The organism is Streptomyces sp. NPDC039736, assembly GCF_055596485.1.
Window position 1 is genome coordinate 310,019 of record NZ_JBVIUQ010000003.1, and the last position, 14,374, is coordinate 324,392.

The following is a 14,374-nucleotide window of genomic DNA, read 5'->3' on the forward strand; positions in this document are numbered from 1 at the left end:
AGGAGGCGAGCCGGACCCTTCATCGAGCGCTCTCCTGGGGCGGTGTGGGGGTGGTGAGCCGGTGGACGGCAGCAGCCCGACCACAGGCAGGCAGCACCGTCTTGAGGCTATGGGCGCAGGCCGCGTCCAGCAGCGCGGCGACGCCGTTCCCGGTGAGGTCCTGGACGCGGTTCTCCAGGTCGGTGCCGGGGGGACCGCGGGGCATGGACGGACTGTTCTGCGCGTCCCGGGCTGCCCGCGACGACCTCCCACGACGTCGGCCGCCTCACCGTCGCGAGCCGGTGCGAGGTGGCGCCGGGCGCTTTCGGGGCCGTGGGGAGGCGGCCGGGAAGGGGGGCCGCCTGCCGCGCGAGCGGTAGACGATGTACGAGCGGACCAGATAGCCGACCGGTGCGGTGAACGCGTGGACGAGCCGGCTGAAGGGCCACAGTGCGAACAGTGCCATGCCCAGCAGGGCCTGCTCGGGGCGGCCGACGGGTCCTCGGCGACAAGGCGCATTCGTCCCGGGCGATCCGCACCTGGTGCAGGCGTCGCGGCATCGCCGTTACGATCCCTGAACGCTCTGACCAGGTCGTCAACCGGCTCCGTCGGGGTTCCCGAGGCGGCCGACCACCCGTCTTCGACGCGGAAGCGCACAAGCACCGCAACGTCGCCGAAAGGTGCTTCAGCCGACTCAAGCAGTTCCGCGCGACAGCAACCCGCTTCGACGAGCTCGCGGACCGCTGCCAGGCCGGACTCCGTCCCGCCCCGCTGATCCTCCGGCTCCGCGGACCCGCGTCGGCAGACGCTCAGCGCCCAGGAACCGGAACGGTCAGCACACCCGATGGGATTCCCAGCTGACTCAATCGGGACAGAAGGGCTGCTTCCTGTTCCTGAGTCACCTCGACCCACAGGGACGTTCCCGAGTCGCTGGCGCTGAAAACCTGCCGACCGTCCCGCCAGCCTTCCGCGTGGATCGTGTAGGGAGCCAGGTCCGACAGCATCTTGAAGTGCCCGTCGTCTCGGACATCAAGGTCGATCCCCGTCCCGGGATCGGAGCGCCTGGAGCGGGCACCGCTCACGACCTCCTCCCGAGCCAGTGACAGGGCACGCTCGTACGAGTCCAGGACTTCGGACGGCCAGGCGTCATCGCTGTACGCATCGATGTGGGCTGCATCGATGCTCGAACGCAGCACGTGAAGTGCTTCGCGATGAACACGCACAATGTCCGCAGGGCGAACTCCGTCCGCGAGTACGAGCTCGCGGGCCCAGGCACCATTCCGACTGATCACATGCAGGACCCTCCCACAGACAGCCAGCTGGCTCCACCGGGAAATCCCCCCGACGTGATCATTGTCAGACATGCCCCAGCAGTGCTTTGTCAGGTGGCGCAAGAGGCCGGTACAGCATCGCGCTGGACCTGCACGATCACGACCTGACCCCGCGCCAGAAAGGTCGGCATTGGATCGGCATCCAGACTGCTGGACCCTCCCCCGCAAGGCGGCACCCTGACACGAGAGCCGACCCTTCGGGACCGTCGGTGCCGAGCCGACGCCTGGGCTCCAGCAGTCGCTGCTGGCATCGGGGTCATCCCTGTCTGCCTTCCTACCAGGTAGCGCATTCGCGCACGTCAGCGTACGTTCCCACGCGGTTTCAGCGGGATGTTCGGCAGTTCCGGAGCCGGCAGGGAGGGGCCGTCGTAGCCTTTCACCTCGCCGAACCTGTCACCGTTCGTCCAGTCGGCGCGGGCCCGTGCGACGTCCTCCGTCGTGCGGCCCACGAAGTTCCACCACATCAGGATCTGCTCGCCGAACGGCGTCCCGCCCAGCAGGATCGTGCGGGCCGTGGTGTCGGACTCGTTGGTCAGGGTCAGGGTGGTCGCGCCCTGTGCGAGGTGGCCGAGGGCCGCGGGGGCGAGGAGGGTGTCGGCGAGGCGGACCGGGCCCCGGTCGACCAGGAGGCCGTGTTCGAAGGCCGGGTCCAGGGGGAGCGCGAGGGTGGCGCGCGGGGGGAGGAGGATCTCCGCGCCCAGCAGCGGGGTGAAGGTCGGGACGGGCGAGGTGGAGCCCGCCAGCGTGCCCAGGAACACGCGGATCTCCGCCCCGGAGACGTGGACCGGCGAGGGCGCGTAGTGCTGGAAGGCGGGGGCCGTGTCGCGGGCGGACTCCGGGAGGGCCACCCAGAGCTGGACGCCGTGCAGGGTGGTCGTCGCCGGGGTGGAGACCTCGGAGTGGCTGATGCCGCGGCCGCTCGTCATGAGGTTGAGCTCACCGGGGCGCACGTAGGCGTGCGTGCCCAGGCTGTCGCGGTGTTCGATCTCGCCGGTGAAGAGCCAGGAGACGGTCTGGAGGCCGGTGTGGGGGTGGGGCGCCACGTCCATGCCGCCGGTCGTGGCCACGTCGTCGGGGCCGTAGTGGTCGGCGAAGCACCACGCGCCGATGAGCGAACGGGCGCGCTGCGGGAGGGTCCGGCGCACCGTCATCGCCCGCGGTCCTCCGAGGGGCACGTCCCGCGGGGTCAGCACCTCGACCTTCGGGACCGCGCCGTCGGGCCCCGGCTCGCACACGATCTCCGTGGGGTCCTTCTCGACGTTGCTCATGACGTGCCCTTCGGTGGCCTTCGGTGGACAGGCGGGTGAGATGGTGATGGTACGGGGCCGTCCTCCCGGGACGCCCCGGCCCCCGGGCCCCGGGCCCCGCCCCGCCCCGCCCGTCGCCGCGCTACCGCGCCGGCTGGTTGAGGCTGCCCAGCGGTCGCACCCGTCCCACCGCCCCGAAGCCCCAGTCCAGGAGCGCGCGGGCTTCGCGGTAGACGGTGAGGCCGTTGCCCTGCTGCGGATTGAGCACGGTGACGATCAAGGTGTGCTTGCCGCGGGTGGCGGCTGCGATCAGGGTGTTGCCGGCCTTGCTCGTATAGCCGTTCTTGATGCCCACGATGCCCCGGTAGCGGCCGACGCCGTTCGCTCCGGTCAGCAGGCGGTTGGTGTTCTGGATGGCGTACGAGGAGATGTGGCTGCCGTCCGCGCGGGTCTTGTCCGGGAAACGGGCGCGCGCGGTCGCGGCAAACCCGGCGAAGGACTTGTTCCTCAGCCCGGCGCGGCCGAAGAGCGCCAGGTCGTACGCCGTCGAGTACTGGCCCGGCGCGTCGTAGCCGTCGGCCGTGACGACCTTCGTGTTACGGGCGCCCAGGGCGCGTGCCTTGGCCTGCATCTGGGTGATGCTCGACTTCCAGCCGCCGTTCATCGCGGCCAGGACGTGCACGGCGTCGTTGCCCGAGCGCAGGAAGGCGCCCCGCCACAGGTCCGCCGCGCGGTAGGTGCGCCCCGCCTTCACGCCGACCACGCTGCTGCCCCTGCCCATCCCCGCCAGGTCCTTCTTGCTGACCTTGCGCACGGCCGAGCCGGGCACGCGGGGCAGTGCGGTCAGGGCGAACAGGGTCTTCAGGGTGCTGGCCGGGGGCAGCTTCGCGTGCGGGTTGTGGGCGGCGATCACCTGACCGGTGCGGGCGTCCGCGACGATCCAGGCCCGGGCGGACACCTTCTTCGCCAGCACGGCACGCGAAGAGGTCGCGGGAACGGTCGTGGACGACGCCGACGCTGTCAGTAATCCCGTCTGCGCGGACAGGAGCAGCAGTGCGGCTCCGCCGACGACGGCGCGGCTGACGAACCGACAGGACGCGGGCGGAGCCAGTGAGGTGACGGTCATTCAGCCACGGTAGGGAACACCGGTCGTACGGGCCGACCTGGATTGCGCCATGTGGGCGAGGGAGACCGAAAGCCCCTGGCCGACACACCACGGCGGAATCCTGTTTCCCCTGGTCAGATCGCTTCCCGCGGGCATTCGGCTCTCTGGCCGACGTTCCGTCACTGCCGGCCTGCCGTCCAGCCCGCCTCGTACGCGACGATCGCCGCCTCCACCCGGTTGCGGACGCCCAGCTTGGCGAGGACGGCGCTCACGTGCGCCTTCACCGTGCCCTCCACCAGGTGGAGTTGGGCGGCGATCTCCGCGTTGGAGCGGCCGGCGCCGACCAGGGCCAGGACGTCGCGCTCCCGGGCGGTGAGGCCCGGCGGCGCGCAGCCCGGGGCCGGGGCGGGGCGGCCGGAGCGGAGTCCCGCCACGACGCGGGCCGCGACCCTCGGGGAGAGGTAGGCGCCGCCCGCCGCCACCGCGTGCACGCCCCGCAGGAGTTCGCGCGGGTCGTCCGCCTTGAGCAGGAAGCCGTCCGCGCCCCCGCGCAGGGCGCGGGCGATGTAGTCGTCCTCGCCGAAGGTCGTCAGCATGATCACCGCGGTGCCGGGCCGTTCGCGATGGATCCGGGCCGCCGCCGCGATTCCGTCGAGGCCGGGCATCTGGATGTCGAGCAGGGCCACGGCCGGCCGGTGCGCGCGCACCGCCTCGACGGCGCCGGCCCCGTCGGCGGCCTCGGCGACGACCTCGATCAGCGGGTCCCTGGCCAGGATCGCCCGGACCCCGGCCCGGACCATCGCCTCGTCGTCCGCGATCAGTACGTCAACCATCGGCGCATCGTAGCCCCGGGCACTTTCGCCCGGCACCCCTGACGAAAGTAAAGGTCCTGGTCACCGACCTGAGGGCGATGCGGTCGCGACCGTACGGGACCTAGCGTCGAAGCAGTACCGACGACACCGGAGGAACCCCAGTGATCACCCTGCGAGGGCTGACCAAACGACATGGCGGGACCGTCGCCGTGGACGATCTGACGCTGGACGTCGAGGAGGGCCGCGTGACCGGGTTCCTCGGCCCGAACGGCGCGGGGAAGTCCACCACCATGCGCATGATCCTCGGCCTGGACCATCCCACCGCCGGAACCGCGCTGATCGACGGCAGACCGTACGCCCGGCTCCGCCACCCCCTGCGCGAGGTGGGCGCGCTGCTCGACGCGAAGGCCCTGCATCCGGCGCGTTCGGCACGCGGCCACCTGGTCGCGCAGGCCCGCAGCAACGGCATTCCCGTCCGCCGCGTGGACGAGGTGCTGGAGACGGTGGGCCTGGCCGCGGTGGCACGGAAGCGGGTCGGGGCGTTCTCGCTGGGCATGCACCAGCGGCTCGGCATCGCGGGGGCGCTGCTCGGCGACCCGAGAGTGCTGGTGCTGGACGAACCAGTCAACGGTCTCGACCCCGAAGGAGTGCGCTGGGTAAGGGAGTTGGTGAGGAAGCAGGCGGGCCAGGGACGCACCGTGTTCCTCTCCAGTCATCTCATGAGTGAGATGCAGCTGACAGCCGACCGGCTCGTCGTCATCGGCAGGGGGCGGCTGCTGGCGGACCTCCCGATGGCCGCCCTCCTCGCCCGCGGGGCCTCCGCATCGGTGCACGTGAGGACGGCGGACTCCGATGAACTCCAGCGTCTGGCAGGCGCGTTGCGGGACGCCGACGTGACCGGTGACACCGCGCTCGTCGCACGGGGCACGACCGCGTCCGCCGTCGGCGACCTGGCCCACCGCCTCGGCGTACGCGTCCACGAACTTCGCACCCTTATCCCCTCGTTGGAGCAGGTGTACATGGAACTGACCGCGCAGAGCCTGGAGTACGGGACGACCGGCGAGCCGAAGGCGGGAGCGTGAACACGATGACGGGCACACCACGCGTCGCCCCCCTGGCGCAGGCAGCCGGCTCCGAGTGGGCCAAGCTGTGGTCCGTCCGCACGGCGGCGGCCTGCCTGCTCGCCGGACTCGTGCTCACCGGCGTCTTCACCTTCTACTACGGCTCCATCGCCCGCATCAACGCCCACCCCCTCCAGCCACTCGGCAACGCGCCGGTCTCCTCCCTCGCCCTGGGACAGTTCGCGCTCCTGATCCTCGCCGCGGCCACCGTGACGAGCGAGTACGCCACCGGCAGCGCCCGCGCCTCGCTGCTGTGGGTGCCGGTGCGGGCCCGGCTGCACCTCGCCAAGTCGGCCGTGGCCGCCGCGGTGGCCCTCGCCGCCGGGATCGTCTTCGGGGTGGTGGGCCTGGCCGTCGCGTGGCAGCCGTTCGGCGGCCGGGCGACCTTCGACGCGGCGCAGTCGGCGGGACAGGTCCTGGCCATGGGGATGTACTGCGCGCTGCTGGCGGTGCTGGCCGTGGGCGTGGCCTTCGCGCTGCGGACGGCCGCCGCGGCGATGAGCGTGCTGGTGGTGCTGGTCGCGGGTCTTCCGGTGCTGTGCACCGGGCTGGGCGGACCGTTCCTGCTGGCGGTGAACGACCTGCTGCCGCAGACCGCCGGAACGTACTTCATGCGCGGCGGCGGCACCCCCTACCCCGCACCGGTCGGCCTGCTGATCGTGGCCGGCTGGGCGGTCGCGGCCCACCTGGCGGGGCGGACGGTACTGCGCCGCCGGGACGCCTGACGGAGCGGCGGGCCGATGGCCGAGACTGATCCCGTGTTCGATCGACTGAAGCGGCAGCGGCCCGTCGTCCGCCGGAAGGCGCTCCTCCTGGACACCGCCCTCTGGGCCGTCCTCGCGGGCGCGGGGATCTTCGCGTACGGGGAGCGGGCCGCCGCGCCCTCCCCCGTGCGGGACCTCGCGCTGCCGCTGCTGGTGCTCGCGGTGGCGGTGCCCGTGAGCCGCAGCCGTCCCCGTACCGCCGTGCTCCTCGTCGGCGCGGTGTGCGCGCTCGGGCTCGCCGCTCCGGTCCCGGCGGGCAGCCCGTACCTGTTGGCGCTGGCCGTCGTGGCCTTCCGCCTGGGCACCGGGACGACTCCCGCCGGGCGGGCGCTGACCGCGCTCGGGGGCTGCCTGGCCCTCGACCTGGCGGTGTGCGCGGTGCTGCGGGTGGACGCGGTGTACTGGTTCTACACCGTCTCGATGGTGCCCGCGGCCCTGCTGCTGCCGTGGCTGACCGGGCGCTACCGGCGGGCCAGGGCGGCGCTGGTGCGGGACGGCTGGGACCGGGCGAGGGCGCTGGAGGAGCGGCAGCGCGCGGTCGCCGAGCAGGCCCGGCTGCGGGAGCGGAACCGCATCGCCGCCGACATGCACGACTCCCTGGGCCACCAGCTCAGCCTCGTCGCCCTGCGTGCCGGGGCCCTGGAGCTGTCCCCCACGCTCACCGGCGCCGACCGCGCGGACCTCGCCGAGCTGCGGGCGGCCGTCGCCGACGCGGTCGATCACCTGCGGGACACCATCGGCGTGCTGCGCGAACCGGATGCGCACGCGGTACGGTCCCAGGCCGCGCCGCCGGAGTCCGTCGAGCAACTCGTCGCCCGGGCACAGGAGTCCGGCGCGCCGGTCGAGCTGCGCCGCACCGGATCGGGGGCGGGCCTCGCGCCCGTGGTCGACCGCACGGTGCACCGGGTCGTCCAGGAGGCCCTGACCAACGCCCTCAAGCACGCGCCGGGCAGCCCCGTCCGGATATCCGTCGAGCACCGGCGGTCCCGTACGTCGGTACGGGTGAGCAACCCGGTCCCCTCCCCCGCCGCACCGCCCTTCCCCGGCGGCCACGGCCTCACCGGGCTGCGCGAGCGGGTCCGGCTGGTCGGCGGCACCTTCCGCGCCGGGCCCGGGGGCGGGGACTACGAGGTGCTGGCCACGCTCCCCGACGACGTCGGCCCGCAGCCGCGGCCCGAGCCCGAGCCGCCCGGGGCGGCGGCAGGTCTGGTCGCCGCCCGCCGGGTCACTCGGCGGCGCTTCGCCCTGGCGTTGGCGGCGCCGGCCGCACTCGGACTCGTCGCGCTGGTCTCGGCCGTGGCCCTCGCCCTCCAGCTCACCGGCTGCGTGCTGCGGCCCGCGGACTTCGCGGAGCTGCGGACGGGGCAGCCGCGCGACTCCTTCGCCGGGCGGCTGCCCGACCAGGAGTACGCGTACGTGCCGGACGGTGTGCGGGCGGTGCCGCGGCCGCCCGCGACGCGCTGTGAGTACTACCGTTCGAACGGCAACGTCCTGGACCGGGTCGACGTGTACCGGCTCTGCTTCGCGGGTCCACGGCTGGTGGCCAAGGACGTCCTGCCGGGGCGGGCGTGAGGGGGCGCCTCCGTACCCGTAAGGGACCCCGAAAGCATCGGGGACCCTCTGCCCGTGTCCCGGCCCGGCCGTCTCAGCCGTCGGCGCCGACGACTTCCGTGTCGTAGAAGCACAAGTGGCCCTTGATCGCGGCGACTTCGGGCTTCGGGTCCTGGTAGGCCCAGACCAGGTCGGCCGCGTCCGGCACCGACCAGTACGACGCGTCGCCCTTGAAGGGGCAGTGGGTGGAGGTGTCGGACGGGGTGAGGAGGTCCGTGCGGACGTCCTCGGGCGGGAGGTAGTAGCGGACGGGCAGGCCCGTCTCGTGCAGCAGGAGCGGGCGGCGGCTCTCGGCCAGGACCTGCCCTTCCCGTACGACACGGACGTGCGCCGTGCCCTGCTCGACGGTGATGCGGTGGCCCTTGCGTCCGGGTGGCGTGAGTGGCGTCATACGGATGTCAGCCGAGGGTGAGGCTGTTTTCTTCCCGGAGCGGGCCGACGAAGGCCACGGCGTCCATCGCGGGCAGGTCCGCCGGGTCGAGCGGGGCGTACCACCAACTGCCGGGGGCGCGCCGGGCCGGTACGCGGGGGACCAGGTCGCGGGCGGGGAAGAAGGCACGGGCCGGGGCGGCGGCCGCGAGGGCGTGCTGCAAGGTCTCCCCCTCGGGGCGTCCGGCGTCGGCGGGGTCGGCCCAGGAGGGGGCGCAGGCCGCGGCCGCCTCCGGGGTGGAGTCGGCGGCGACGAAGGCGTAACGGTCACCGATCGCGGAGGCCGCGACCAGGGCTCCCGCGCCCCACCAGCGCTGTTCGCCCAGGAAGTCCATCCCGCAACGGGTGCGCTGGAGATGGGAGTTGTGGCCGAAGACCAGGCTCGGGCTGCGCTGGGCGGCGGCGAGGGCGAGCAGGTTCTCGGCCATCATCGCGTCGCGGACGCCGAGCATGACGGCGATGCGGTCGGGGGCGGTGGAGGCCATGGCGGCGTGGTACCGCAGGAGTCCGCGCGCGGTGCGGGCCCGGGTGTGCGCGCGGTCGAAGGCGGTGGGGTCGAGCGGTCGCAGGGCCGGGAGTTCCGTCTCGTACACCGCGAGTACGTCGTCAGCGGCGGCCCGCAGGGCGCGGGCCCCGGGCGTACCGCCGATCGAGAGCGCCGGGTCCTTCAGGGCTCCGCTCTCTTCCCAGGGGGCGTCGTCGCCGAGGAGCCCGGACAGGGAGTCGGCGGTGTGCGGAACGCGGTGGGCGGGGAGGTGCGCGGCCAGGTGGGCGTGGGCGGCGAGGAGGGCGGCACGGGGGCTGGGGGTGTCGCCGATGTCGAGCGGCGCGTCGAAACCGTGGAAGCGCACCCGCTCCTCGGGCGGGCGTCCGGCGTTGTGCTCGCGCAGGCGGACGACGAGATCGCGGTTGGCGGCGAAGGCGCCGAAGCGGTGGGTGATGCCGGTGGCCAGGACCTCGTCGAGGTCACCGGCGCCGGTGGTGACGTGGTCGTCCACCAGGGCGGCGGCGAGGCAGTCGCTCTCGATGGCGATGGCGCGGTAGCCGTGGTGGCGCACGAGGTGCAGGAAGAGGTCGTTGCGGAGCTCCAGGAACTGCTCGGCGCCGTGGGTGGGCTCGCCGAGCCCGAGGAGGAGGGGCGGCTGCGGCAGGGAGGCGAGCAACTGGTCGGCGGCGGCGGCGAGCTGGGCGGGGTCGTCGTCGAAGTGGTGGCCGAGGGGGTGAAGGGGAGAAGGCATGGAGGTTCCCTTCGGGAGGGGGGCGGGGGTGCGGGCTCTGCCTTCCACCGTATCCTTGAAGTATCGGTTGAGACTTTGCGCGGTACGCGCAAGGCCGAACCCACTGAAACCTTCAAACGGGGGTCATCATGAGCCCGCGCGCCCTGCGCCCCGTCGACCTGGCCCGTGAGCACGGGCTGTCCACCCAGGCCGTACGCAACTACGAGGACGAGGGCATCCTCCCGCCGGCCGAGCGCACCGCCTCCGGTTACCGGCGCTACACCCCCGTCCACGCCCAGGCCCTGCGCGCGTTCCTCGCGCTGCGTCCCGGGTACGGGCACGGGGTCGCCGCCGAGATCCTGCGGTGCGCGCACCGGGGCGAGACGGGCACGCTCTTCCGGCTGATCGACGGGACGCACGCGGAGCTGCTGCGCGAGCGCGACACCCTGGCGGAGGTGACCGCCGCACTGGGCGCGCTGACGGCCGATCCGCAGGCGTACCCAGTGACGTACCCAGCGAGGACGAGCGATCCGCAGCCGTGCCCCCGGACGACGGCCGAGCCGCAGCCGTACCCCGGGGCCGGGGCCAGGACGGGGACGGGGACCGGGGCCGGGGCCGGGACCGGGGCGGAACCGGCCGTCGGCGCGCTGGCCTGGCAACTCGGCCTGCATCCGGCCTCGTTGCGCAAGTGGGAGGCCGCCGGAATCCTGCGCCCGCGCCGCGATCCCGCCACCGGGCACCGCCGCTATCCGCCGGAGGCGGTACGGGACGCGTACGTCGCCCGGCAGTTGCGGCGGGGCGGTTTTCCGCTGGACCGGATCCGGGTCTTCACCGAGCAGCTGCGCGGTGCGGGCGACGCGGACGCGCTCGGCGGGGTGCTGGCCGAGTGGCACGCCCGGCTGCACCGCCGCAGCCGGGCGATGCTGGCGGCGGGGCGGGAGCTGGACGCGTACCTGGACCTCGTCGGGGGCCCCGGGGAGGGGGGCGGCTGATGGGGTGACAGCCGGTTCTGCGATTGCGGGCGATGGGCTGGTGGCGGAATGTGATCGACGGGCCGGGTGCGGGGCGCGACCCCCAGCCGTACCGGGCACTGCGCCCGAGCCGTACCCGTGGCCGCACCAGAGCCGTACCCGTAGCCGCACCCGAACCGCGCCCCGTCCCGGACCCCCGTCGTACGCACGCATCGGCCGCCCCCTGGCCGTACCACCGGAAGGATCCGCCCCATGGTTCACATCGCCCCCCTCTCCGCCACCGTCACCGTCGCCCTGTGCGGGGTCCTCACGCTGGCTCCCGCCGCGGTCGCCTCGCCCGAGGCACGCATGGCACCGGCAGCGGCGTCGACCGGGTCCGCCCCCGTCGTGCCGCCGGACGAGAAGCTCGCGTCCACGTTCCAGACGGTCGGCAAGTTCGGGGACGCGACCCAGGAGACGAGCGAGCTGGCCGGGATGGTGGTCAAGGGGGAGAAGGACAAGCAGAAGCTCGACAAGGCCCACAAGGAGTCCGACGAGAGCCTCGACAACCTGCTGGCGATCATCCCCGGCGGCTCGCCCGCCAACTTCGCGGGCCGCGCGGCGACCCCGCAGGAGCGGGCGGCGGCCGCGGCCGCGTCGCGCGAGGCGATGAGGGCTGCGGTGGAGCTGATCAAGGCCGACACGAAGGCACTGGTCGAGGCCGCGCTGAAGGGGGACGCGGCCGGATACACGAAGGTGGGCGGGACGCTCGTCGTCCACTTGGGCCAACTGGCCACGGCCGTCTTCCTGGAGGTGGGCGTCGGGGCGGTGAAGGACGTCGTGCCGCCGACGCCGGTGCTCGGCCCGGCACCGCTGCCGAAGGCCCCGGCCCTCCCGGGCGCGGGAGCGGCGCGGGGAGCACAGAGCCTCCCGGGCTCGGGTGCGCAGGCCGGCCTCCCCGGGGCGTCCGCGCAGGCAGGCCACCTGGTGGCCGGAACGGCGGACCGTCACTGATTCGGCGTAGTACGGGAGAGATCTTCGGCGCGACGGGGCGTCGCGCCGGGGAACTCCCCCGTCCCACCGGCCCGGCGGGCCCGCACCGGCCCCCGTACCAATCTGGTCCAGACCTCTTGACGATTGGTCTGGACCTACCTAGCGTGTGGGCGCACCACACCCCCCAGAGGCCGCCCCTCGGCCCCCTTGCGTCTCCCGGTCCCCACCCAGGAGGTCCAGCATGTCCCCCCGCGCCCGCACCGCCCTCCGCCGTCTGCTGACGGCCGCCCTGGCAGCCGCCGCGCTCGTCCCGCTCACCGGCGCCCCGGCCCCGGCCGCCCCCACCGCGCCCGCCCTGCCCGCCGCCGACACCTGTCCGGTGAAGTCGAAGCCGGCCGGAAAGGTCCTCCAGGGTTACTGGGAGAACTGGGACGGCGCGGCCAACGGGGTGCATCCGCCCTTCGGCTGGACCCCGATCACCGACCCCCGGATACCCCAGCACGGCTACAACGTCATCAACGCCGCGTTCCCCGTGATCCGCAACGACGGAACCGTCCTCTGGGAGGACGGCATGGACTCGACGGTGAAGGTGGCCACCCCCGCCGAGATGTGCCAGGCCAAGGCGAACGGCCTGACCCTGCTCATGTCGATCGGCGGCGCGACGGCGGGCATCGACCTCAACTCCTCGGCCGTCGCGGACAAGTTCGTCGCGACGATCGTCCCGATCCTCAAGCGCTACAACTTCGACGGCATCGACATCGACATCGAGACGGGCCTCACGGGCAGCGGCCAGATCACCAAGCTCTCCGCCTCCCAGTCCAACCTCGTGCGCATCATCGACGGCGTCCTCGCCCAGATGCCCCCGAACTTCGGCCTCACGATGGCCCCGGAGACCGCCTACGTCACGGGCGGCAGCGTCACGTACGGCTCCATCTGGGGCGCGTACCTGCCGATCATCAAGAAGTACGCTGACAACGGCCGCCTCTGGTGGCTCAACCAGCAGTACTACAACGGCAACATGTACGGCTGCTCCGGCGACTCCTACTCCGCCGGGACCGTCCAGGGCTTCACCAAGCAGACCGACTGCCTGAACAAGGGCCTGGTCATCCAGGGCACCACCATCAAGGTCCCCTACGACAAGCAGGTCCCGGGCCTGCCCGCCCAACCCGGCGCGGGCGGCGGCTACATGAGCCCCTCGCTGGTCTCCCAGGCCTGGCGCACCTACAACAACCAGCTCAAGGGTCTGATGACCTGGTCCCTCAACTGGGACGGCTCCCGGAACTGGACCTTCGGCGACAACGTCAAGGCGCTGCAATCCCGCTGATCGCCCGGATGGTCAAACCAGCAGGTCACACGGGTCCGCCCCCTCCGGGGCGGGCCCGTTTCGCAGCCCCGTGGCCGGATGGGGGCGGGCGCAGTCCGGCGGGACGCCGTGCGCACCCGTGCGGGGTGAGCGTTTCGGGCACAGCCGGTAAACGGGGCCGGACCCGGCCCGGGTTCAGCGGGCGGCGTCGAACTCGCGTACCACCTGCGGCAACGCCTTCAGAACCGTCGTGGAGTGGTCGACGTCGCCGACGTCGCTGAGCCGGTGGTCGGCTCCGTTGGCGATCAGCTGGCCTCGACAGTGCAGGGCGTTCGCGTACGCGACGTCCTTGTCGCCCTTGGCGTGGAAGAGGTGCACCGGGACGTCGGGCCGCCAGTCGCAGGTGGTGTCCAGTGCCGTGAGTCCGCGCCGCAGGACACCCGTGGGCCGGCGCACCTGCTGGAGGAACTCCTCGGTGAAGAGTTCCTTCGACGTCGCCGGCAGCTCGGCCGCTATCTGCCCCACCTGGTGGTGACCGTCGAAAAGCGATTCCACCCGCTCGTCGTACGGTGCGCGGAACGCCCGGGACGGTGTGTCGTACAGGCCGTACATGCGGTTCCAGGCGGTCGCGAAGTAGGCCAGGTAGAGCGAGGACTTCTCGACCTCGTCGTTGGCCGCCGCGGCCTCGAAGGCGCTCAGGTCGAACGGGCCGGCGATCGGGGCCAGGGCGCCCGGGCGGAAGTACGGGTCGACGCCCCGTTGCAGGGCCCGCCCGACCATCATGGTGGCGGGCCCGCCCTGCGAGAACCCGCTGACGAGGACGCGCCGGTCGAGGTCGCGGCCGTCCCGGCGGGTGAACGCGCGCGCCGCCCGCAGCGCGTCCACCGAGGCGCTGACGGTGGCCTCCGGGTGCCCGTACGGATGGAAGCCGGGGCCCTCGCCGAGCCCGAGGTAGTCCGGCGCGGACACCGCGCGGCCGGTGGAGGCGAAGAGCAGTGCCGTGGAGCGGTCGGTGGCCGCGTCGTTCATCGAGGCCACCTCTCCCCGGTACACCTGGGTGCCGTGCAGCCAGGACACGACCCGAAGGATGCGCTTGCCGCTCTTCGGCAGGGCCACCAGTTCACTGGCGGTGGTGGGCCTGCCCCGGGTGTCGACGGTGCGGTACACGATCCGGTGGGCGCGCACGCCGTGGCGCACCTGCCCCGCGTCGATTCCCTTCGCCGTCAGGCGGGCCACGACCTCGGCGGCGTCCAGGTCCAGTACGGGGGTCGCGGACACCACCGCGCCGCGTGCCGCCGGGGGCTGGTGGGCGGCCGGGTGCTGGTGGGCGGCCGGCGCGGCGGGCGGGGAGGGCGCCGGGCCGTCGCCGGAACCCGTCGCCGTCAGGGCCGCTGCGGCGCACACCAGGGCGAGCGCACCGGACTTCGCTGATCTCGCGCGTAACCGGGAAATGTTCATGACCCGACCCTGCCGTGTCCGGCCCGCCGCACGCACTGGGGCCAACACCCGGAC

The 14,374-nt window shown here is 73.2% G+C and carries 14 protein-coding genes and 2 pseudogenes; 7 read left to right on the forward strand and 9 right to left on the reverse strand.

Annotated elements, in window-relative coordinates:
• Positions 1-19 precede the first annotated feature (19 nt).
• The gene (locus ACZ56L_RS10815) at positions 20-205 is read right to left on the reverse strand and encodes a hypothetical protein (protein WP_345220031.1); all 186 of its coding nucleotides are present in this window, start codon (positions 203-205) and stop codon (positions 20-22) included.
• 60 nt (positions 206-265) lie between these two features.
• Positions 266-457: pseudogene (locus ACZ56L_RS10820) on the reverse strand (respiratory nitrate reductase subunit gamma); the annotation flags it as partial.
• A gap of 20 nt (positions 458-477) precedes the next feature.
• Here ACZ56L_RS10820 and ACZ56L_RS10825 point away from each other — a divergent pair.
• Positions 478-840: pseudogene (locus ACZ56L_RS10825) on the forward strand (transposase); the annotation flags it as partial.
• Here the strand turns inward: ACZ56L_RS10825 and ACZ56L_RS10830 are convergent.
• The 4 genes from ACZ56L_RS10830 to ACZ56L_RS10845 form a co-directional block, all read right to left on the reverse strand.
• Positions 789-1,175 carry a hypothetical protein gene (locus tag ACZ56L_RS10830; RefSeq protein WP_345220068.1) on the reverse strand — a complete coding sequence of 129 codons (387 nt, stop codon included), beginning with the start codon at positions 1,173-1,175 and terminating at the stop codon, positions 789-791. The pseudogene ACZ56L_RS10825 and the gene ACZ56L_RS10830 overlap by 52 nt on opposite strands.
• 434 nt (positions 1,176-1,609) lie before the next feature.
• Positions 1,610-2,578 (reverse strand): pirin family protein, encoded by a 969-nt coding sequence (locus ACZ56L_RS10835; RefSeq protein WP_471063200.1) that lies wholly within the window; start codon positions 2,576-2,578, stop codon positions 1,610-1,612.
• Positions 2,579-2,699: 121 nt separating this feature from the next.
• Positions 2,700-3,683 carry a D-alanyl-D-alanine carboxypeptidase family protein gene (locus ACZ56L_RS10840; protein ID WP_471063202.1) on the reverse strand — a complete coding sequence of 328 codons (984 nt, stop codon included), beginning with the start codon at positions 3,681-3,683 and terminating at the stop codon, positions 2,700-2,702.
• Positions 3,684-3,841: 158 nt separating this feature from the next.
• Positions 3,842-4,495, reverse strand: a complete 654-nt coding sequence (locus ACZ56L_RS10845) for a response regulator (protein ID WP_471063204.1) — start codon at positions 4,493-4,495, stop codon at positions 3,842-3,844.
• Between the two features lie 140 nt (positions 4,496-4,635).
• On the opposite strand from ACZ56L_RS10845, the gene ACZ56L_RS10850 reads away from it, so the two are divergent.
• From ACZ56L_RS10850 to ACZ56L_RS10860, 3 genes are read left to right on the forward strand one after another with little or no spacing between them, the layout of a single operon-like run.
• Entirely contained in the window at positions 4,636-5,556 is a 921-nt protein-coding gene (locus ACZ56L_RS10850) for an ATP-binding cassette domain-containing protein (protein ID WP_471063205.1), read from the forward strand.
• A 5-nt stretch (positions 5,557-5,561) separates the two neighbouring features.
• Positions 5,562-6,320: an ABC transporter permease gene (locus ACZ56L_RS10855; RefSeq protein ID WP_471063821.1), complete on the forward strand. Its 759-nt coding sequence runs from the start codon at positions 5,562-5,564 to the stop codon at positions 6,318-6,320.
• Positions 6,321-6,353: 33 nt separating this feature from the next.
• Positions 6,354-7,931 carry a sensor histidine kinase gene (locus ACZ56L_RS10860; RefSeq protein WP_471063206.1) on the forward strand — a complete coding sequence of 526 codons (1,578 nt, stop codon included), beginning with the start codon at positions 6,354-6,356 and terminating at the stop codon, positions 7,929-7,931.
• Between the two features lie 73 nt (positions 7,932-8,004).
• Here ACZ56L_RS10860 and ACZ56L_RS10865 read toward each other — a convergent pair whose 3' ends face one another.
• A complete protein-coding gene (locus ACZ56L_RS10865) occupies positions 8,005-8,361 on the reverse strand; it encodes a DUF427 domain-containing protein (protein WP_468685633.1) in 357 nt (118 codons plus the stop codon).
• A gap of 7 nt (positions 8,362-8,368) precedes the next feature.
• Positions 8,369-9,637 (reverse strand): erythromycin esterase family protein, encoded by a 1,269-nt coding sequence (locus ACZ56L_RS10870; RefSeq protein WP_471063207.1) that lies wholly within the window; start codon positions 9,635-9,637, stop codon positions 8,369-8,371.
• A gap of 128 nt (positions 9,638-9,765) precedes the next feature.
• On the opposite strand from ACZ56L_RS10870, the gene ACZ56L_RS10875 reads away from it, so the two are divergent.
• From ACZ56L_RS10875 to ACZ56L_RS10885, 3 genes are all read left to right on the forward strand, one after another.
• Positions 9,766-10,608, forward strand: a complete 843-nt coding sequence (locus ACZ56L_RS10875; protein WP_471063209.1) for a MerR family transcriptional regulator — start codon at positions 9,766-9,768, stop codon at positions 10,606-10,608.
• Positions 10,609-10,839: 231 nt separating this feature from the next.
• A complete protein-coding gene (locus ACZ56L_RS10880; protein ID WP_471063211.1) occupies positions 10,840-11,580 on the forward strand; it encodes a hypothetical protein in 741 nt (246 codons plus the stop codon).
• Between the two features lie 220 nt (positions 11,581-11,800).
• On the forward strand, positions 11,801-12,883 hold the full coding sequence (locus ACZ56L_RS10885; RefSeq protein ID WP_471063213.1) for a chitinase: 1,083 nt from the start codon (positions 11,801-11,803) through the stop codon (positions 12,881-12,883).
• 174 nt (positions 12,884-13,057) lie between these two features.
• Here ACZ56L_RS10885 and ACZ56L_RS10890 read toward each other — a convergent pair whose 3' ends face one another.
• Positions 13,058-14,320 (reverse strand): hypothetical protein, encoded by a 1,263-nt coding sequence (locus tag ACZ56L_RS10890; protein WP_471063214.1) that lies wholly within the window; start codon positions 14,318-14,320, stop codon positions 13,058-13,060.
• Positions 14,321-14,374: the final 54 nt, after the last annotated feature.

Excerpts from the sequence above, each read along its gene's own strand:
- ACZ56L_RS10880 (WP_471063211.1), top strand. The coding sequence starts at position 10,840 with ATGGTTCACATCGCCCCCCTCTCCGCCACCGTCACCGTCGCCCTGTGC.
- ACZ56L_RS10870 (WP_471063207.1), bottom strand. The coding sequence starts at position 9,637 with ATGCCTTCTCCCCTTCACCCCCTCGGCCACCACTTCGACGACGACCCC.
- ACZ56L_RS10845 (WP_471063204.1), bottom strand. The coding sequence starts at position 4,495 with ATGGTTGACGTACTGATCGCGGACGACGAGGCGATGGTCCGGGCCGGG.
- ACZ56L_RS10890 (WP_471063214.1), bottom strand. The coding sequence starts at position 14,320 with ATGAACATTTCCCGGTTACGCGCGAGATCAGCGAAGTCCGGTGCGCTC.
- ACZ56L_RS10835 (WP_471063200.1), bottom strand. The coding sequence starts at position 2,578 with ATGAGCAACGTCGAGAAGGACCCCACGGAGATCGTGTGCGAGCCGGGG.
- ACZ56L_RS10875 (WP_471063209.1), top strand. The coding sequence starts at position 9,766 with ATGAGCCCGCGCGCCCTGCGCCCCGTCGACCTGGCCCGTGAGCACGGG.
- ACZ56L_RS10865 (WP_468685633.1), bottom strand. The coding sequence starts at position 8,361 with ATGACGCCACTCACGCCACCCGGACGCAAGGGCCACCGCATCACCGTC.
- ACZ56L_RS10855 (WP_471063821.1), top strand. The coding sequence starts at position 5,562 with ATGACGGGCACACCACGCGTCGCCCCCCTGGCGCAGGCAGCCGGCTCC.
- ACZ56L_RS10840 (WP_471063202.1), bottom strand. The coding sequence starts at position 3,683 with ATGACCGTCACCTCACTGGCTCCGCCCGCGTCCTGTCGGTTCGTCAGC.
- ACZ56L_RS10815 (WP_345220031.1), bottom strand. The coding sequence starts at position 205 with ATGCCCCGCGGTCCCCCCGGCACCGACCTGGAGAACCGCGTCCAGGAC.
- ACZ56L_RS10885 (WP_471063213.1), top strand. The coding sequence starts at position 11,801 with ATGTCCCCCCGCGCCCGCACCGCCCTCCGCCGTCTGCTGACGGCCGCC.